The organism is Ruegeria sp. SAZD011 (assembly GCF_059612545.1).
Genome location: NZ_JBXWQU010000014.1, coordinates 103,410 through 121,123, shown reverse-complemented (window position 1 = coordinate 121,123; position 17,714 = coordinate 103,410). Strand labels below are relative to the sequence as shown.

Below are 17,714 nucleotides of genomic sequence, written 5' to 3'. Positions count from 1 at the left end.
GAAGAGAACGAGATGCCGATCAAGAACCGCCTGGCGGAAATGCAGGACGAAATCGCCGGCTGGCGGCGGGACATCCACCAGCACCCCGAGATCCTGTACGAAACCCACCGGACTTCGGCCATGGTGGCGGACAAGCTGCGGTCATTTGGGTGTGACGAGGTGGTCACCGGCATCGGCCGCACCGGCGTTGTCGGGGTGATCCGGGGCAAGGCGGATACGGCGGGCCGCGTGGTGGGTTTGCGTGCCGATTTGGATGCGCTGCCGATGCAGGAGCAGACCGGGCTGGCACATGCCTCGACCATTCCCGGCGCGATGCATGCCTGCGGCCATGATGGCCATACCGCGATGCTGCTGGGCGCGGCCAAATACCTGGCCGAGACCCGCAACTTCGACGGCACCGTGGTGGTGATCTTCCAGCCCGCAGAAGAGGGCGGCAATGGCGCCGAGGCGATGGTCAAGGATGGCATGATGGACCGGTTCGGCGTGCAGGAGGTCTATGCCATGCACAACAATCCGGGCCTGGCCGCCGGCCAGTTCAAGATCCGCCCCGGTCCGCTGCTGGCCGCTGCCGACACGTTCGAAATCCATCTCGAAGGGCGCGGCGGCCATGCGGCCAAACCGCATGAGACAGTCGATACCACGGTGATGCTATCGCAGATGATCGTGGCGCTGCAAACCGTGGTGTCGCGCAATACCGACCCGATCCTGCAGGCGGTTCTGTCGGTCACCTCGGTCGAGACCTCGTCCAAGGCGTTCAACGTGATCCCGCAGGCCGCCACCATCCGGGGCACCGTGCGCACCCATTCCGGCGAGATGCGCGACCTGATTGAACGGCGTCTTGGCGAGGTGGTGCAGGGCGTGGCCGCCACCTTTGGCGGCAAGGCCGATGTGAATTACGAGCGCGGCGTGCCGGTGACGGTGAATGCCGAGGAACCCACCCGTTTCGCCGCCGAGGTGGCCACGGCCGTCTCGGGCGGTTGTGGCGAGGCGCGCATGGTGATGGGGGGCGAGGATTTCTCCTTCATGCTAGAGGCGCGCCCCGGCGCCTTCATCATGATCGGCAATGGCGACAGCGCCGGGCTGCATCACCCCGAATACGATTTCAACGACGAGATCATCCCGGCCGGATGCAGCTGGTTCGCCGAAATGGTCGAACGCCGCATGCCCGCCGCCTGAGAAGGACCCCGCCGATGCCGGTCAGAAACCGATTTGCCGAGTTGCAGGATCAGATCGCCGAATGGCGACGTGACATCCATGCCCATCCAGAGACCCGCTTTGAAGAGCACCGTACCAGTGCGCTGGTGGCCGAGCGGCTGCGCGCCTTTGGCTGCGACATGGTGGAAACCGGGGTCGGGCAGACGGGCGTTGTCGGCGTTATTCACGGACGCCAAACCGGCTCGAGCCGGGTGCTGGCGTTCCGCGCCGATATGGACGCGCTGCCGATCACCGAGGCGACCGGGTTGCGGCATGCCTCGACCCATCCGGGCAAGATGCATGCCTGCGGTCATGACGGCCATACCGCGATGCTGCTGGGCGCGGCGCAATACCTGGCCGAGACCCGCAATTTCGACGGCACTGTCGTGCTGTTGTTCCAGCCCGCCGAAGAAGGCGGCGGCGGCGCCAAGGCGATGCTTGCCGACGGCGTGATGGACCGCCACGGCGTGACCGAGGTTTATGGCCTGCACAACTGGCCCGGCCTGCCGGCGGGCCAGTTCGGCTTACGCGAAGGGCCGATGATGGCGGCCACGGATTTCTTTGAAATCCGGGTGCAGGGCCGTGGCGGGCACGGGGCCATGCCGCATCTGACCGCCGATGCCACGCTTGCCGCCGCGCAACTGACCGTGGCCCTGCAACAGGTGGTGGCGCGCAATGTCGATCCGCTGAAACCGGCGGTGCTGTCGGTCTGTTCGCTGCGCACCGACAGCGACGCTCATAACGTCATCGCCGACAGCGCTCTGATCAAGGGAACGGTGCGCCACCTGCACCCCGAGGTGCAGGCGCTGATCCGTGCACGCATCGCCGAGGTGGCCCGTGCCACAGCAGAGGCGCATGGCGCAACGGCCGAGCTGAACTACATGCAGCTGGTGCCGGTCACCAGCAATCCGGCCCCCGGTGCGGCCCATGCCGCCGAGGCGGCCCGGGCTGTGACCGGCCAGGCGCCGCTGGAGATCGACCCGGTTATGGGGGGCGAGGATTTTGCCGACATGCTGGCCGAACGCCCCGGCGCCTTCATCTTTCTGGGCAATGGCGACAGCGCCGATCTTCACCACCCCGCCTATGATTTCAACGACGCGGCCATCCCCGCCGGATGCAGCTGGTTCGCCACGCTGGCCGAGCAGCGAATGCCGCTTAATCCCTGATATGACGCAAGAGGAAACACACTATGCCCGTCAAGAACCGCTTTGCAGAATTGCAATCCGAGATCACCGAATGGCGCCGGGATATCCATGAAAACCCGGAAATCCTGTTCGAAACCCACCGGACCAGCGCGCTGGTGGCCGAAAAACTGCAAGAGTTCGGCTGTGACGAGGTGGTCACCGGCATCGGCCGCACCGGCGTTGTCGGTGTCATCAAGGGCAAGAGCGACAGCAAGGGCAAGGTGATCGGACTGCGCGCCGACATGGACGCGCTGCCGATCCACGAACAGACCGGGCTCGACTATGCCTCGAAGACGCCCAACGCCATGCATGCCTGCGGCCATGACGGCCATACCGCGATGCTGTTGGGCGCGGCCAAATACCTGGCCGAGACCCGCAATTTCGACGGTACCGTGGTGGTGATCTTCCAGCCCGCCGAAGAGGGCGGCGGTGGCGGCCGCGAGATGTGCGAGGATGGCATGATGGACCGCTGGAACATTCAGGAGGTTTACGGCATGCACAACTGGCCCGGCGCGCCCGTGGGCAGTTTCGCGATCCGGCCCGGTGCCTTCTTTGCCGCCACCGACCAGTTCGACATCACCTTCGAGGGACGCGGCGGCCATGCGGCCAAGCCGCATGACACGATCGACACCACGGTGATGACCGCACAGGCGGTGCTGGCGCTGCAAACCATCGCCAGCCGCAACGCCGACCCGATCGATCAGGTGGTGGTTTCGGTCACCTCGTTCGAGACCTCGTCCAAGGCGTTCAACGTCATCCCGCAGCGGGTGCAGATCAAGGGCACCGTGCGCACCATGTCCAGGGAGATGCGCGATCTGGCCGAAAAGCGCATCAACGAAATCTGTTCGGGCATCGCGGCCACATTCGGCGGTACCGCCGATATCCGCTATATCCGGGGCTATCCGGTGATGGTGAACTCGGACGAGCAGACCGAGTTCGCCGCCAAGGTGGCCCGCGATGTCTCGGGCGGCTGTGACGAGGCGGCGCTGGTCATGGGGGGCGAGGATTTCGCCTATATGCTGGAGGAACGCCCCGGCGCCTATATCCTGGTCGGCAATGGCGACACCGCGATGGTGCATCACCCCGAATACAACTTCAACGACGAGGCCATTCCGGCAGGATGCAGCTGGTGGGCCGAGATCGTCGAACAGCGGATGCCTGCTGCCTGAGCAAGAAACAGGGAGAGGCGCCGCCTCTCCCATAGCCTCGCAAGGCGCGTGTCACCCAGATCGTTACCCGGTCTGTGGTGGCGCGAATGCTGTCTCGTCCAGTTCCGACCAGCCATCCGCGCCAGCCAGTTCGTGGATTACCGGAGCCGAGCGGCAGATCACCGCGCCCTTGCGGATGGTGGCCAGGCGATGGGCGCGCAGGCGGATCGCCTCGATTCGGTCGCGCGCCTGCAACAGCACGAAATTCGCGGCGCAGCCCTTGGCCAGACCATAACCGTCGAGCCCCATGATCCGGGCCGAATTCTCGGTGACAGCGTCAAAGCACCAGTCCATGTCGGCGCGGCTGGACAGTTGACCCACATGCAGTCCCATGAAGGCCACGTCGAGCATGCAGGCGCGGCCCAGCGAATACCACGGATCCATCACGCAATCCGAGCCGAAGCCCACGGTGATGCCCGCATCGCGCAGCTCGCGCACGCGCGTCTGGCCGCGCCGTTTGGGATAGCTGTCGTGCCGGCCCTGCAACATGATGTTGATCAGCGGATTGGGAATGGCATGAACCCCGGCCTCGACCATCAGCGGGATCAGTTTCGAGACATAGTAGTTGTCCATCGAGTGCATCGAGGTCAGGTGCGAACCCGCCACCCGGCCCTGAAGGCCCAGGCGCCGGGTCTCATAGGCCAGCGTCTCGATATGGCGGCTCAGGGGATCGTCGCTCTCGTCGCAATGCATGTCGACCATCAACCCGCGCTCGGCTGCCATCTCGCACAAGAGGCGCACGCTTTCGGCGCCATCGGCCATGGTGCGCTCGAAATGCGGGATGCCGCCCACCACATCGACGCCCATGTCCAGCGCCCGCACGGTGTTGGCCATCGCGGTCGGGTCGCGCAGCACCCCGTCCTGGGGAAAGGCCACCAGTTGCAGGTCGAGCCGGTCCTTGACCCGCTCGCGCACCTCCAGAAGGGCCTGCACGCCTTTCAATTCGTCGTCGCAGGTGTCCACATGGCTGCGGATCGCGCCGATCCCCTTGGCCACCGCCAGATTGCAATAGCGCAGCGCGCGGGCAATGATGTCATCGATCGATTGGATCGGCTTCAGCTCGCCCCACAGCGCGATCCCCTCCAGCAGCGTGCCCGAGACGTTCATGCGCGGCGTGCCCAGCGACAGGGTTGCGTCCATGTGGAAATGCGGATCGACAAAGGGCGGCGAGACCAGGTTGCCGCCCGCCTCGATCACCGTGCCCGCCTCGGCGGTGATGCCGGGTTCGACGGCGGCGATCAGGCCATCCTTACAGGCGATATCGACGCCGCTCTGCCCGTCGGGCAGATTGGCGTTCTTGACGATCAGGTCGAACATGGCAGGCTCCTATCGTTGGCCCTTGAACCAGGGTTGCAGCAATGCGCGCGGATAGTCGGCAGAGCGCGCGGCGATGACAAGGGCGATGATGGACAGGATATAGGGCGCCATCAGGAACACCTGTCCCGGCACCAGCGCACCCATCTCGGTCTGCAAACGGACCTGAAGCGCATCGAAGGCGCCAAACAACAGCGCCCCGAACAGCGCCTTGCCCGGTCGCCAGCTGGCAAAGATCACCAGCGCGATACAGACCCAGCCGCGCCCGTTGACCATGCCGAAAAAGAAGGCGTCGAACGCGCTCATCGTGAGGAAGGCGCCGCCAAGCGCCATCAGCGCCGACCCCGCCACGATGGCACCGATCCGCAGCCCATAGACCGACAGGCCCTGCGCATCGACACTGTCGGGATTGTCGCCCACCGCCTGAATGGCCACCCCCAGCGCGGTGCGGTTCAGCACGTACCAGACCAGCCCAACCATCATCAGTGCCAGCCAGGTCAGCGCCGTCTGCTGAAACAGGACCGGCCCGAGGAAGGGCAGATCGGACAGCACCGGCAGGTCCAGCGGCTGAAACGGCTCGATCCGGGGCGGCGACGAGACATTGGGCAGCGCGGTGCGATAGGTGAAATAGCTGACCGAGGTGGCAAACAGGGTGATGCCAAGGCCCGAGACATGTTGCGACAGGCCCAGCGGCACGGTCAGGATCGCGTGCAGCAGGCCAAAGAAGGCCCCGGCCAGCGCCGCCACCAACACGCCCCCCCACAGGCCCGCGCCCAGCCAGACCGCCATCCAGCCGCACATGGCGCCGACCACGAATATCCCCTCGATACCAAGGTTCAGCACGCCCGCGCGTTCGCAGATCAGTGCGCCCAGCACGCCGAATATCAGCGGGGTCGCAATCCGCAGGCTTGCGGCCCAGAAGCTGTCGCTGAGCAGGATGTTCAAGATGTCCATCATGACGCGGCCCTTCCCGTGCCCGAGCGGATGATCCGGTAGCGGGCGATGAAGCCGCCCACCAGAACGCAGAGCAGCGACATCGACACCACCAGATCGGCCAGAAAGGACGATACTCCCATCGCCCGGCTCATGCTGTCTGCTCCGACAAAGACCGAGGCGATGAACAGCGCGGCGATGACCACCCCCACCGGCGACAGGCCCGCCAGCATGGCCACCACGATGCCGGTATAGCCGAAACCGGGCGACAGGTCGGCGGTCAAGTAGCCCTTGAGGCCCGCGACCTCGCTGACACCCGCCAGCCCGGCCAGCCCGCCCGAGATGATCGCCACGCCAAACAGCGAACGGTTGACGTTGATCCCGGCATGGCGGGCGGCGGCGGCGTTCTCGCCCACCGCGCGCAGCCGGAACCCCCAGACCGAGCGCGCCAGCATGAATTGCGCCACCGCGGCCAGAACCAGCGCCAGGATCAGCCCGGAATGCACCCGCATCCGGTCCATCAGTGGCGGCAGCATGCCCTGGTCGAGGATCGGTGCCGATTGCGGCCAGCCCAGCCCCATCGGATCCTTGAGCGGTCCTTCGAGCATCATTTGCAGGAAAATCAGGATGATGAAGTTCAACAGAAGCGTGGTCACCACCTCGTCGGCGCCAAAGCGCGATTTCAGGTAGGTCGGCACCGCCATGCCCGCCGCCCCGGCCGCAGCACCAAGGATCACGATCAGCGGCACCAGCACCAGCCCCGGCAGGTCGAGCCAGCCGGCGCCGACCGCCACCGCCGCCATGGCGCCAAGGTAAAGCTGCCCCTCGGCCCCGATGTTCCAGAGCTTGGCGCGAAAGGCCAGCGCGGCCGCCAGCCCGGTAAAGATCAGCGGTGTCGCGCGGGTCAGCATCTCGGACAGGGCAAAGACCGAGCCAAAGACACCCTTGACCATCTCGCCATAGGCGGTGATCGGGTTGGCGCCCGCCGCCATCAGCGGAATGGCGGCAAAGGCCAGCGCGATCACGGCTGAAAGCACCGGAATGCCCAGGTCCATGGTGCGCGACCTGTGTTGGCGCGGTTCAATCCGGATCATGCCGCCTCTCCTGCCATCATCAATCCAATCCGCTCGCGGTCATGGCTGCCGGTCTCGACAATCTGGCCGTCGCGGATCACCACGACCCGGTCGGCCAGGCCCAGGATCTCGTCCAGATCCTCGGAAATCAGCACGATCCCGGCGCCGCGTTCGCGTGCCTCGAGCAGGCGCCGCCCGACCTCGGCCGCCGCCCCCATGTCCAGACCGCGTGTCGGCTGGTTGGCCAGGATCAGGCGGGGCGCGCGTTCGAACACCCGCGCCAGGATCAGTTTCTGGATATTGCCGCCCGAAAGCAGCCGCGCAGGTGCCGTCACGCCCGGACCACGCACGTCATAGGCACGGGCCAGTTCCTCGGCATGGGTCGCGATCGCCTCGCGACGGAGCAGCCCGCGCGATTGCACCTGCGGGTCGTCCAGCCTCTCGATCACCATGTTCTCGGCCACGCTCATGGCGCCGACGATGCCCTCGTGATGGCGGTCCTCGGGGATGCGCCCGACACCGGCGCGCACCATCCTGGCGGGAGAGGGACGGGGGATCTCGCTCCCATCCACCCGGATATGCCCGGCGATGGGGACGGAAAGGCCCGAGATCACGTTGGCCAGCGCGCTTTGCCCGTTGCCCGAGATACCCGCAACGCCAAGGATCTCATGGGCATGTACCGTCAGATCGGCCTGTTTCAGGCTGTCGCGCTGGGACCGGCCCGCAACCGAAACCCCCTGCAAATGCAGAACCGGGGCACCCGGCGCCATCGCGCTGCGCGCGATGCGCGGCGTGTCGGCGCCTACCATCATCCGGGCAATCGCCGCTTCGTCGGCCTCGGATGTGGCCATCTCGCCCACCTTGCGCCCATGGCGCAGCACCGCGATCCGGTCGGAAAAGGCCAGCACCTCGCGCAGCTTGTGCGAGATGAAGATCACCGACAGCCCCTCGGCGGTCATCGCCTTGATGCTGGCAAACAGCGTATCGGCCTCTTGCGGGGTCAGCACCGCGGTGGGTTCGTCCAGCACCAGGATGCGGGCGTCGCGGTAGAGCGCCTTGAGGATCTCGACCCGCTGCCGCTCGCCCACGGAAAGGCGGCCCACCGGCACGTTCAGCGGCGCCTTGAGCCCGCTATGGGCCATGATCGCCTCGATCCGTGTCCGCGCGCCGCGCCGGTCGCGGCGGATCGCGCGCAGCGGTTCCGCGCCCAGCGTGATATTGTCCAGCGCATTCAGGTTCTCGGCCAGGGTGAAATGCTGGTGCACCATGCCCACGCCGGCGGCCAGCGCCGCCTGCGGATGGCCCAGCGGCAGGGGCGCAAGATGCCCGGCCTCGTCCGCCACCTCGACCGTTCCCGCGTCGGGCAGGTAATGCCCGAACAGCATGTTCATCAGCGTGGTCTTGCCCGCGCCGTTTTCGCCCAGCAGCGCCAGCACCTCGCCGCGCGCCAGCGACAGGCTGACATCGTCATTGGCCACCACCGGGCCAAAGCGCTTGCTGAGCCCGTTCAGCCTGAGAACCGTTCTATCTGTCATGGGGAAACAGGCTGGCGGTCACCCCGCCAGCCCTGCTTTCATCAGTTGTCCGAGACCGGGCGGTCGTCGTTCACGTTGACACGGAACAGACCGTCCAGAATCTCGGCTTCCTTGGCCTTGACCGCCGTGACCGTTTCCGGTGCGACCAGGGTCTCGTCCATCACCAGCGAACCGCCGCCATAGGCCATGAAACTGTACTGGCCATAATCGGCGGCCTCGAAGCTGCCACCCGCGACATTCTCGATCGCCTTGTCGATGGTGGCCTCCATGTGCCACAGCGCCGAGGCGACGATGGTGCCGGGATAGTCGCTCGAGGTGTCGATCACGTTGCCGACCGCCTTGACGCCGCGCTCGACCGCGGCGTCGGAGACGCCAAAGCGTTCAGCATACATCACGTCCGCGCCCGCATCCATCATCGCAAAGGCGCTTTCCTTGGCCTTGGGCGGGTCATACCAGCTGTCGATGAAATTGACGATGAACTTGACATCGGGGTTGACCGAGCGCGCGCCGTCCATGAACGCATGCATCAGCCGGTTCACCTCGGGGATGGCATAACCGCCGACCATGCCGATCACGTTCGATTCGGTGGCGGCACCGGCCACCATGCCGGTCAGATAGCTGGGTTCGTGGATCCAGTTGTCGAAGACCGAGAAATTCGGCGCCACCGGCCCGAAGGACGATCCCATCAGAAAGGCGGTGTCGGGATAGTCCTTGGCCACCTTGCGTGCGGCGCGTTCCAGACCGAACACCTCGCCCACGATCAGTTGTGCACCCTGTTCGGCATATTCGCGCATTACCCTTTCATAATCGGTATTTGCGACATTCTCCGAGAAGGTATAGTCGATATCGCCGCGGTCGGCGGCGGTGTTCAGGGCCTTGTGAATGCGGCTGATCCATTGCTGTTCGACCGGCAATGTGTAGATGGCCGCGACCTTGACCTTCTCGGCGGCGGCAGCCCCCGCCGTCATCAGGGCCGAGGCCGCGACGGCCGCAGCAAGCATGACCCTGCGCGTGATTGATGTATTCTTCATGATCCTCTCCTGCTTTTTTCAGGAAGCGGAGCATTATTTTACCGATTAGTCAATTTTTTCACGCAGGCGCGTGTGTAAACGGGGCTTGAATTCGGCCGTCCTGCCTCCGCTTTGCGCATTTGGCCGGGTCAGGCCTTGGGGGCAGCCTGCGACCAGAGCTGTTGATAGACTTCCTCGATCCCCGCGGCCTCGCGCGCGGCGCTGAAACTCTCCACCGCGATCTCACGGGCGGCAAGGGCGGCGGCACCGTGGATATCCTCGTCAACCAGCAGCGCACGGGCAACCTCGGCCCCTTGGCTCGGATTTTCCAGCGGCACCACCCGCCCGGTGCGGCCCTGGGCCGAGAATTCGCGAAAGAATCCGGTGTCCGAGCCGACAAAGGGCACGCCCGAGGCCATCGCCTCGAGCGGGACCATGCCATAGCCCTCGTAGCGGGGCAGTTGCACCACCAGCGACAGGGCGCGCATCAGGTCCGGCAGGCGGTCGGGCGGCACCTCGTCGATGAAACGAATGCGGTCGATCATGCCGGCGCGCTGCACCTTGTCCTTGAGGGTCAGGGCGAATTTCTGGTGTTCCTTGGTGGCGCGGCCCACCACCAGCGCCAGCGCGCCCGGCAAATCGGGCAAGAGGCGCAGCATCGCCTCGACAAAGAGATCGGTGCCCTTTTCCGGGCGCACCCGGCCGATGGTGGCAATACCAAAGCTGCCGCCATAGCCCTGCGCCGCCCAGGCGGCGGGGCGGTCGGGGGCAGGGGTAAAGCGGTCGGTATCGACGCCATGGGGCACCACGGCGCGCACATGCGGGACAAAGCCCGCCGCCGCGTCGGATGTGGCCACCACCGCGTCCATCCGGCTGATCAGCCAGCGCGGAAAGGCCGAATGCCGCCGGATCGCGGCCGAGGTAAAGACGATGCGGATCGGCAGGCGCAGCACATCGCGCGCCCAGATCGCGGTCTGCATCTCGAGGTTGCGACGCACATGCCAGATGGCAAAGGGCTTGCCCGGCGGTGGTGTGCGTGACAGCGCGCGGGCGGCGCGGGTGCTGATCGGTGTGGGGCAGCCGGGCAGGGCGTGGCCCACCAGTGCCAAATCATGGCTTTGGACCTGCTGGCGGATCACATTTGCCGCCGTGGCCGAGACGCCGGTGAAGTTACGGTTGAAATTGGTGACGAAGAGATCTGGCATCAATCCAGCTCCAGCCGGGTTATCAGCGTGTCGATGACTCCCTCCAGCGCGGTTTCCTGCGCGGCGACCAATGCGCGGGCCTGAGTGCGGGCGGTGTCAAACGCCTCTGCATCGTCCAGCCAGCGGCGGACGGCGCGGGCCAGCGGCGTGGCGCCCGTCACCTCCATGGCGCCACCGCTCGCAATCAATGGCTGAAAGGTTTCGGCAAAGTTGAAATAGCCCGGCCCGGTAATCACCGCCGCGCCCGCCTGGGCCGGTTCGAACGGGTTGTGGCCGCCGATCTCGCGCAGCGAGCCGCCGAGGAAGACCAGCGGGCAAAGCGCGTACCAGGTGCCGGTCTCGCCCAGCGTGTCGGCCAGATAGACCTGCGTGCCGGGGGTGATGCTCTCGCCGATGCTGCGGCGGGCGGAGGTGAGTCCGGCAGCCGTGACCAGCGTCGACACTTCAGTGCCGCGCTCGGGGTGGCGCGGGATCAGCAAGAGCAACAGGTCAGGGTGGTCGGCCAGCAATTGGCGATGTGCTTCCAGAACCACCTCCTCTTCGCCCGGATGGGTGGAACTGGCGACCCAGATCGGGCGGGGGCCGATGGCTGCACGCATCTCTGCCAGCAGGGCGGCATCGACCGGCAGCGGTCCGGCCATAGCCTTGAGGTTGGAGCCGGGCGTGACCCGCGCCGGGTCGGCGCCCATGGCGATCAGGTTGTCGGCGGTCTGCCGGTTCTGGGTCAGGAACAGGCGAAAGCGATCGAGGAGAAAGCGCGCAGTCGACGGGAACCGTTGCCAGCCGCGCACCGATTTCTCGGACAGGCGGGCATTCAAGAGGGCCAGCGGCACTCCGGCGCGGGCGCCCTCGACGATTATGCGCGGCCAAAGCTCGCTTTCGACAAACACCGCCGCGTCGGGGCGCCAGTGGCGATAGAAGCGCGCCACCGGGCCGGGCCCGTCGAGTGGCGCGAATTGGTGGCGGCAGCGCGGCGGCATCCGCCGCGCGATCAGATCCGCCGAGGTGGGCGTACCCGAGGTGATCAGGAACTCGAGGTTCGGCAGCCGCTCGCCCATGCGGGTGATCAGGCGCAACACCGACAGGCTCTCGCCGACGCTGGCGGCATGGAACCAAACGAGCCGACCTGGGGGGCTTGGCAGGCTGGCATGGCCCAGCCGCTCGTGTTGACGCTCCAAGGGCACTTCGGCGCGGCTCAGTTTCTTGCGGACCGCGCGCCACGCAAACGGAACCAGCACCGACGAGGCCGCGCGATACAGGTGATAGAGCGGGGTCGGCGACAGGCCTGGGCCGGACACGGTCAGCCGCCCGTGTGGCTCATGTGCCGGGTCATCCTGCCGTCGACCTGCTGGCGGGAATAGTCGAAATCATGGCCCTTGGGTTTCAGCCCGATAGCGGCACGGATCGCCTGTTCCAGCGGTTCCTCGCTGCCCGGATGGTCGCGAAGGGGCTTGCGCAGGTCGGCCATGTCCTCTTGGCCGAGGCACATATACAGCTCGCCGGTGCAGGTCAGGCGCACCCGGTTGCAGCTTTCGCAGAAATTATGGCTGAGCGGGGTGATGAAGCCGATCTTTTGCCCGGTCTCCTCCAGCCGCACATAGCGCGCCGGGCCACCGGTGCGTTCGGACAGGTCGGTGACACGGTAGTGGTTTTCATACTCCGCGCGCACGTCCTTGAGCGACCAGAACTGGCCCAGCCGGTTCTCGTTGCCGATATCGCCCATCGGCATGACCTCGATCCAGGTCAGGTCCATGCCGCGTTCGGCGCACCATTCGGTGATGCGCGGCAGTTCTTCCTCGTTGAAGCCCTTGAGCGCCACCGCGTTGATCTTGATCCTGAGGCCCGCGCGCTGGGCCGCGTCGATGCCGCGCAGCACCTGCGGCAGGCGGCCCCAGCGGGTGATGTCGGCGAATTTCTGATCGTCCAGCGTATCAAGCGAGACATTCACCCGGCGCACGCCTGCGGCATAAAGCTGATCGGCAAAGCGTTCCAGCTGCGAGCCATTGGTGGTCAGCGTCAGTTCTTTCAGCGCGCCGCTGTCCAGATGCCGTGTCATGCCGTTGAAAAAGGTCATGATGTCGCGACGCACCAGCGGCTCGCCACCGGTGATGCGCAGCTTCTCCACTCCCATGCGGACAAAGGTCGAGCACATGCGGTCCAGCTCTTCCAGCGTCAGAAGCTCTTTCTTCGGCAGAAAGGTCATGTTTTCCGACATGCAATAGACGCAGCGGAAATCGCAGCGGTCTGTGACGGAGACGCGCAGATAGGTGATGGCGCGCTGGAACGGGTCGATAAGCGGAGCTGTCATGGCGACATAGGTAAAGCGGGTCGCTGCCAGCGGCAAGGGCGATGTGGGTTTGGGCTGGCGCAGGCCCGCTCTCTGGCGCTAGGGTCGGGCCATGAGATACCTGGTTCTGATTTCCCTCGTGGCGCTGGCGGGCTGTGACCGCGTGCGCACCACCACCGACAAGCTGTTCGGGGGCGGCAAGGCCCCGGAAACCACCGCCGCGCCGCAGGCCGAAACCGCGCCCGAAGAGGCACCCGAAACCGCCGCGCCCGAGGTCGAGGCCGCGCCGGCCGCGCAACCCGGCGATGACATCCAGCCCGGATGGGAGGGCGCGCGCCAGACCGTGGCCGGTCTGGGCGATCCCGCGATTCCGGGCCGCTGGATGGAGACTGCGCTGGTCGAGCAGGAGCGCAACGGCCGCGTGGTGGTGCGCAAGACCGGCGCCACCGCCCATGTCACGCTGATTCCCGCAGGGGGCGATCCGGGCAGCGGCAGCCGCCTGTCGCTTGACGCCATGCGGGCGCTCTTGGCGCCGATCGACGAACTGGTCGAGCTTGACGTCTATTCCAACTGAGCTTTCAGGTATTTGCCCGCCTCCTTGCGGGCAAATGCCTTCATGGCGGGGCCGTGTTCGGCCAGAAAGGCGCGCACCGCTTCGGGATCGTGCTTGGAATGGTCGCGCAGCCACCAGGCCACGGATTTCTGGATGAACCAGTCTCGGTCGGGCACATAGCCCGCGGCCCATCCCAGGATACGGTCGCGCGCGGCGGTATCGGCGGGTTTGGGGTTGCTCATCTTGGCCCAGGGCAGGGTGGCCACCAGCGCGGCGCGCCGGGTCCACATGTGGTCCGAGCGGATCCAGCCCTCGACCTGGTCCAGCCGTGCCGGATCGGCCACCAGCCGTTTCTGCATCGCCATCGCCGCATGATCGGCAATTGCCCAGGCATCGAAATCGGGCAGCCACGACAGCAGCAGGTCCCAGACCGCGTCGTCGGGGCGGATGCGGGCCTGGGTCAAAAGCTTGGCGGCAGCCACCCGCGCCTCGTGGATATCGGTCTGCCAAAGCGCCTTGGCCAGCGCCACCCGGTCGGGAACAGCCAACTGTTGCCGCCAGTCCCGGCTCAGATCGTTCAGCACCGGGTTGGCGACCCCCAGATAGACGCGCGGAGCCTTGTGATAGGCGGCCATCTCGGCGGCGCGTTCGGGGTCGGCATGGGCGTGGATCTGGTCGAGATAGGGGCTGAGCATGGCGTCCTCCACGGGCGGGGTAGTGACAACCGGCGCGGGCGCCGGTCGTCGTGAACCTGTCGCAGGCAGAGGCGCGTCAGGTGTCTTTCTGCTTGCGGGCCTTCTTTGCGCGCAGCATGTCGAACAGCTTGCGCGCGCGGTCGGGCTTGTTCTCCTGCTTGGTGCGGGCAACGGCCAGCGCGTCGGGTTCGACATCGCGGGTCACCACGGTGCCGGTCGCGGTCATCGCACCGTCGCCCAGGGTGACCGGCGCCACCAGCATCGTGTTCGAGCCGATAAAGACATTGGCGCCGATGGTGGTGCGGTGCTTCATCACGCCGTCATAATTGCAGGTGATGGTCCCGGCGCCGATATTGCTGTTCGCGCCGATGCTGGCATCGCCGATATAGGTCAGGTGGTTGACCTTGGCGCCTTCGCCGATCTCGGCATTCTTGATCTCGACGAAATTGCCGATGCGGGCATTTTCGGCCAGTTCGGCACCGGGGCGCAGGCGGGCATAGGGGCCGACCACCGCGCCCTGGCTGACATGGCAGCCCTCGAGATGCGAGAATGCGCGGATGGTGGCACCGCTTTCCACCGTGACGCCGGGGCCGAACACCACGTTGGGCTCGATCACCGTGTCGCGTCCGATCACCGTATCGGCGGCCAGATAAACGGTGTCCGGCGCCATCAGGGTGACGCCCAGATCCAGCAACTCGGCCCGGGCGCGCTCCTGAAAGATCGCGTCCGCCGCTGCCAGATCGGCGCGCGAGTTGACGCCCAGCGTCTGCGCCTCGTCACAGGCCACCGCGGTCACCGCCAGCCCCTGTTTGCGCGCGATCTCGACCACGTCGGTCAGGTAATACTCACCCGAGGCATTGTCGTTGCCCACCGCCGCGATGAGGCCAAAGAGGGTTTCCGCGTTGCAGGCCAAAAGGCCCGAGTTGCAGAAGCGGATCGCGCGCTCGGTTTCGGTGGCATCCTTGAACTCGACGATCCGCTCCAGGCTGTCGCCCTGCATCACGAGGCGACCATACCGGGCGGGGTCGGCGGCCTCGAACCCGAGGATGACCAGGTCGTGGGTCTTGCGGGCGGCCAGCATCCGCTCCAGCGTGTCGGGTTGCAGAAAGGGCGTGTCGCCATAGAGCACGACCACATCGCCCGCGAACCCTTCGAGCGCGGCGCGCGCCTGATCGACCGCATGGGCGGTGCCCAGCTGCTCCTCTTGCAGGACAACCGCTGCACCCTCGTCCTCGGCCAGGGCGGCGGCGCGCACGGCGTCGGCGCCATGACCGGCCACGATCACGGTGCGCTCGGGCTCCAGCACGGCGCCCGCGCGCATGGCATGAACCAGCATAGGGGCGTGGGCGATGGGGTGCAGAACCTTGGGAAGATCGGATTTCATCCGGGTTCCCTTGCCTGCGGCGAGAATGACCAATGCAGTGCTCATAATGCGTTTTCTCTTTAGTTTTCCTGGCGCCCGTTTTATCCGCTGGACACACAGGCGCAAGCGATAGTGCGGGCGGGCAGTGGCAGAGTGGGCGGTGCAGCGCCCGGAAAGGGGCGGAATGCGCACGGTGATCTTCGATCTGGACGGCACGCTGGCCGATACCTCGGGCGACCTGCTGGCTGCGGCCAATCATTGTTTCCGCGACATGGGGCTGGGCGATGTGCTTGTGCCGGGGCAGGATGCGGGCATCGCGCTGCGGGGCGGACGCATGATGCTGACGCGCGGGCTGGAGCGTGCGGGCGCCTATGACGCGGCTACCGTGGAACGCTATTACCCGGTGCTGCTGGAGGCCTATCGCGGCGCGATCGACCATCACAGTTTCCTCTATCCCGGCGCCATGGAGGCGGTCGAGGATCTGCGCGGTCTGGGCTACGGCGTCGGCATCTGCACCAACAAGCCCGAGGCGCTGGCCGACCTGCTGTTGCAACGGCTGGGGGTACGCGACGTCTTTGCCGCGCTGATCGGCGCCGATACGCTGCCGGTGCGCAAGCCCGACCCCGAACCGCTGCGCGCCGCCGCGCGGGCGGCGGGGGGCGATCCGGCGGCCTGCGTCCTGGTGGGCGACAGCGATACCGACCGCAACACCGCGCGTGCCGCTGGCGTGCCCTCGATCCTTGTCACCTTCGGCCCTTCGGGGGCCGATATGGCGGCGCTGGAACCCGAGGCACTGCTGGACCGGTTCGAGGACCTGCCGCAGGTGGTGACCCGGCTGATCGGATAAAACCCGATTTGGCCTTTGCAAAACTGCATCTCGGCTCTTGACCACCTGTCGGGCGCCGCCTCAGATACCAGCCATGACAGAGACATTCTCGGGTAGTTTCACCCAGCAGGAACCCATTCCGGACGAGGCGATCGAGGCGGCACTGGCGGTGCTGCGTCATGGCCGGTTGCACCGGTACAATCTGGCCAAGGGCGAGTTGGGCGAGACCGCCCTGCTGGAACAGGAATTCGCGGCCCAGACCGGCGCGCGCTATTGTCTCGCGGTGGCCTCGGGCGGCTATGCGATGGCCACCGCGTTGCGCGCTGTGGGGGTGGGGCCCGGCGATGCGGTGCTGACCAACGCGTTCACCCTGGCACCGGTGCCCGGTGCCATCGCCTCGGTGGGGGCGCGGCCGGTGTTCGTGGGCGTGACCGAAAGCCTGACCATCGACCTTGACGATCTGGCGGCCAAGGCGGGCACGGCGCGGGTGCTGATGCTGAGCCACATGCGCGGGCATCTGTGCGACATGGACCGGCTGATGCAGATCTGCGACGACGCCGGGATCACCGTGATCGAGGATTGCGCCCATACGATGGGCGCGGCGTGGAACGGGGTGCCTTCGGGGCGGCAGGGCGCGGTCGGCTGTTACTCCTGCCAGACCTACAAACATGTGAACTCGGGCGAAGGCGGGTTGCTGATCACCGATGACGAGGAGATCGCGGCGCGGGCGGTAATGCTGTCAGGATCCTACATGCTCTATGAACGTCACCTGGCGGCGCCGGGGCCTGAGGTGTTCGAGCGCATCAAGTATCACACCCCCAATATCTCGGGCCGGATGGACAATCTTCGCGCCGCGATTCTGCGGCCCCAGTTGCGTGCGCTGGATGCGCAGGTGGCGCGCTGGAACGAACGCTATCAGCGGATCGAGGCGGGCTTGCGCGGCACACCCGGCCTCACGGTGATCGAGCGGCCCGAGGCCGAGACTTATGTCGGCTCGTCCATCCAGTTCCTGCTGCTCGACTGGGCGGCGGACAAGGTGCAGGAGGTGCTGCGCCGCTGTATTGCCCGTGGGGTCGAACTGAAATGGTTCGGCACGCCCGAACCTGTGGGCTTTACCTCGCGCTATGACAGCTGGCGCTATGCCGAGAGCGCGCCGATGCCTGCCAGCGATCGGGTGCTGGCCGGGATCGTCGACATGCGGGTGCCGCTGACCTTCAGCCTCGAGGATTGCGATCTGATCGCGCGCATCATCCGGGCCGAGGTAGGGGCGGTCCACCAGTCCTGACATCGCGAAACGCCGCAAAGCCGCAAAGGCGCCGTTCCGCAAGGGGCGG

16 protein-coding genes are annotated in these 17,714 nt (G+C 66.3%); 6 read left to right on the top strand and 10 right to left on the bottom strand.

The genetic code is table 11. The annotated features are described in order from the left end of the window. Nucleotides 1–12: 12 nt before the first annotated feature. The 3 genes from AC2FLM_RS03805 to AC2FLM_RS03795 are packed head-to-tail and all read left to right on the top strand — an operon-like array spanning nucleotide 13 to nucleotide 3,547. The gene (locus AC2FLM_RS03805) at nucleotides 13–1,176 is read left to right on the top strand and encodes a M20 aminoacylase family protein (RefSeq protein ID WP_496855889.1); all 1,164 of its coding nucleotides are present in this window, start codon (nucleotides 13–15) and stop codon (nucleotides 1,174–1,176) included. Between the two features lie 14 nt (nucleotides 1,177–1,190). Continuing rightward, entirely contained in the window at nucleotides 1,191–2,360 is a 1,170-nt protein-coding gene (locus tag AC2FLM_RS03800; RefSeq protein ID WP_496855887.1) for an amidohydrolase, read from the top strand. A 23-nt stretch (nucleotides 2,361–2,383) separates the two neighbouring features. Beyond that, entirely contained in the window at nucleotides 2,384–3,547 is a 1,164-nt protein-coding gene (locus tag AC2FLM_RS03795) for a M20 aminoacylase family protein (RefSeq protein ID WP_234219417.1), read from the top strand. 63 nt (nucleotides 3,548–3,610) lie between these two features. Here AC2FLM_RS03795 and AC2FLM_RS03790 read toward each other — a convergent pair whose 3' ends face one another. From AC2FLM_RS03790 to moaA, 8 genes are all read right to left on the bottom strand, one after another. Further along, nucleotides 3,611–4,903 carry an amidohydrolase family protein gene (locus AC2FLM_RS03790; protein WP_496855884.1) on the bottom strand — a complete coding sequence of 431 codons (1,293 nt, stop codon included), beginning with the start codon at nucleotides 4,901–4,903 and terminating at the stop codon, nucleotides 3,611–3,613. A 9-nt stretch (nucleotides 4,904–4,912) separates the two neighbouring features. Beyond that, complete coding sequence (locus AC2FLM_RS03785) at nucleotides 4,913–5,854, bottom strand: ABC transporter permease (RefSeq protein ID WP_496856319.1); 942 nt, start codon at nucleotides 5,852–5,854, stop codon at nucleotides 4,913–4,915. Further along, nucleotides 5,854–6,924 (bottom strand): ABC transporter permease, encoded by a 1,071-nt coding sequence (locus AC2FLM_RS03780; RefSeq protein WP_430539560.1) that lies wholly within the window; start codon nucleotides 6,922–6,924, stop codon nucleotides 5,854–5,856. Before AC2FLM_RS03780 ends, AC2FLM_RS03785 begins: the two co-directional genes overlap by 1 nt. After that, the gene (locus AC2FLM_RS03775) at nucleotides 6,924–8,441 is read right to left on the bottom strand and encodes an ABC transporter ATP-binding protein (RefSeq protein WP_496855882.1); all 1,518 of its coding nucleotides are present in this window, start codon (nucleotides 8,439–8,441) and stop codon (nucleotides 6,924–6,926) included. Before AC2FLM_RS03775 ends, AC2FLM_RS03780 begins: the two co-directional genes overlap by 1 nt. A gap of 41 nt (nucleotides 8,442–8,482) precedes the next feature. Further along, a complete protein-coding gene (locus AC2FLM_RS03770; RefSeq protein ID WP_496855880.1) occupies nucleotides 8,483–9,472 on the bottom strand; it encodes a BMP family protein in 990 nt (329 codons plus the stop codon). A 128-nt stretch (nucleotides 9,473–9,600) separates the two neighbouring features. Next, nucleotides 9,601–10,656: a glycosyltransferase family 4 protein gene (locus AC2FLM_RS03765; protein ID WP_496855878.1), complete on the bottom strand. Its 1,056-nt coding sequence runs from the start codon at nucleotides 10,654–10,656 to the stop codon at nucleotides 9,601–9,603. After that, on the bottom strand, nucleotides 10,656–11,954 hold the full coding sequence (locus tag AC2FLM_RS03760) for a 3-deoxy-D-manno-octulosonic acid transferase (protein ID WP_496855876.1): 1,299 nt from the start codon (nucleotides 11,952–11,954) through the stop codon (nucleotides 10,656–10,658). The genes AC2FLM_RS03765 and AC2FLM_RS03760 overlap by 1 nt, the downstream gene beginning before the upstream one ends. Before the next feature lie 2 nt (nucleotides 11,955–11,956). Further along, nucleotides 11,957–12,964 (bottom strand): GTP 3',8-cyclase MoaA, encoded by a 1,008-nt coding sequence (gene moaA / locus AC2FLM_RS03755; RefSeq protein ID WP_496855874.1) that lies wholly within the window; start codon nucleotides 12,962–12,964, stop codon nucleotides 11,957–11,959. A 91-nt stretch (nucleotides 12,965–13,055) separates the two neighbouring features. Between moaA and AC2FLM_RS03750 the strand changes: the two genes are divergently transcribed. Next, nucleotides 13,056–13,517, top strand: coding sequence for a hypothetical protein (locus AC2FLM_RS03750; protein ID WP_496855872.1), 462 nt, complete (start codon nucleotides 13,056–13,058; stop codon nucleotides 13,515–13,517). Here the strand turns inward: AC2FLM_RS03750 and AC2FLM_RS03745 are convergent. Next, nucleotides 13,505–14,191, bottom strand: coding sequence for a DNA alkylation repair protein (locus tag AC2FLM_RS03745; RefSeq protein WP_496855870.1), 687 nt, complete (start codon nucleotides 14,189–14,191; stop codon nucleotides 13,505–13,507). The genes AC2FLM_RS03750 and AC2FLM_RS03745 overlap by 13 nt on opposite strands. A 76-nt stretch (nucleotides 14,192–14,267) precedes the next feature. After that, a complete protein-coding gene (gene glmU, locus AC2FLM_RS03740) occupies nucleotides 14,268–15,620 on the bottom strand; it encodes a bifunctional UDP-N-acetylglucosamine diphosphorylase/glucosamine-1-phosphate N-acetyltransferase GlmU (RefSeq protein ID WP_234143490.1) in 1,353 nt (450 codons plus the stop codon). A gap of 118 nt (nucleotides 15,621–15,738) precedes the next feature. On the opposite strand from glmU, the gene AC2FLM_RS03735 reads away from it, so the two are divergent. Beyond that, complete coding sequence (locus tag AC2FLM_RS03735) at nucleotides 15,739–16,401, top strand: HAD-IA family hydrolase (protein ID WP_234143491.1); 663 nt, start codon at nucleotides 15,739–15,741, stop codon at nucleotides 16,399–16,401. 73 nt (nucleotides 16,402–16,474) lie between these two features. Further along, complete coding sequence (locus tag AC2FLM_RS03730; protein WP_496855867.1) at nucleotides 16,475–17,665, top strand: DegT/DnrJ/EryC1/StrS family aminotransferase; 1,191 nt, start codon at nucleotides 16,475–16,477, stop codon at nucleotides 17,663–17,665. Nucleotides 17,666–17,714: the final 49 nt, after the last annotated feature.

Bases quoted from the DNA above. Each gene is read 5' to 3' on its own strand.
- AC2FLM_RS03805 (WP_496855889.1), top strand. From the start codon at position 13: ATGCCGATCAAGAACCGCCTGGCGGAAATGCAGGACGAAATCGCCGGC.
- AC2FLM_RS03800 (WP_496855887.1), top strand. From the start codon at position 1,191: ATGCCGGTCAGAAACCGATTTGCCGAGTTGCAGGATCAGATCGCCGAA.
- AC2FLM_RS03795 (WP_234219417.1), top strand. From the start codon at position 2,384: ATGCCCGTCAAGAACCGCTTTGCAGAATTGCAATCCGAGATCACCGAA.
- AC2FLM_RS03790 (WP_496855884.1), bottom strand. From the start codon at position 4,903: ATGTTCGACCTGATCGTCAAGAACGCCAATCTGCCCGACGGGCAGAGC.
- AC2FLM_RS03785 (WP_496856319.1), bottom strand. From the start codon at position 5,854: ATGGACATCTTGAACATCCTGCTCAGCGACAGCTTCTGGGCCGCAAGC.
- AC2FLM_RS03775 (WP_496855882.1), bottom strand. From the start codon at position 8,441: ATGACAGATAGAACGGTTCTCAGGCTGAACGGGCTCAGCAAGCGCTTT.
- AC2FLM_RS03770 (WP_496855880.1), bottom strand. From the start codon at position 9,472: ATGAAGAATACATCAATCACGCGCAGGGTCATGCTTGCTGCGGCCGTC.
- AC2FLM_RS03765 (WP_496855878.1), bottom strand. From the start codon at position 10,656: ATGCCAGATCTCTTCGTCACCAATTTCAACCGTAACTTCACCGGCGTC.
- moaA (WP_496855874.1), bottom strand. From the start codon at position 12,964: ATGACAGCTCCGCTTATCGACCCGTTCCAGCGCGCCATCACCTATCTG.
- AC2FLM_RS03750 (WP_496855872.1), top strand. From the start codon at position 13,056: ATGAGATACCTGGTTCTGATTTCCCTCGTGGCGCTGGCGGGCTGTGAC.
- AC2FLM_RS03745 (WP_496855870.1), bottom strand. From the start codon at position 14,191: ATGCTCAGCCCCTATCTCGACCAGATCCACGCCCATGCCGACCCCGAA.
- glmU (WP_234143490.1), bottom strand. From the start codon at position 15,620: ATGAGCACTGCATTGGTCATTCTCGCCGCAGGCAAGGGAACCCGGATG.
- AC2FLM_RS03735 (WP_234143491.1), top strand. From the start codon at position 15,739: ATGCGCACGGTGATCTTCGATCTGGACGGCACGCTGGCCGATACCTCG.
- AC2FLM_RS03730 (WP_496855867.1), top strand. From the start codon at position 16,475: ATGACAGAGACATTCTCGGGTAGTTTCACCCAGCAGGAACCCATTCCG.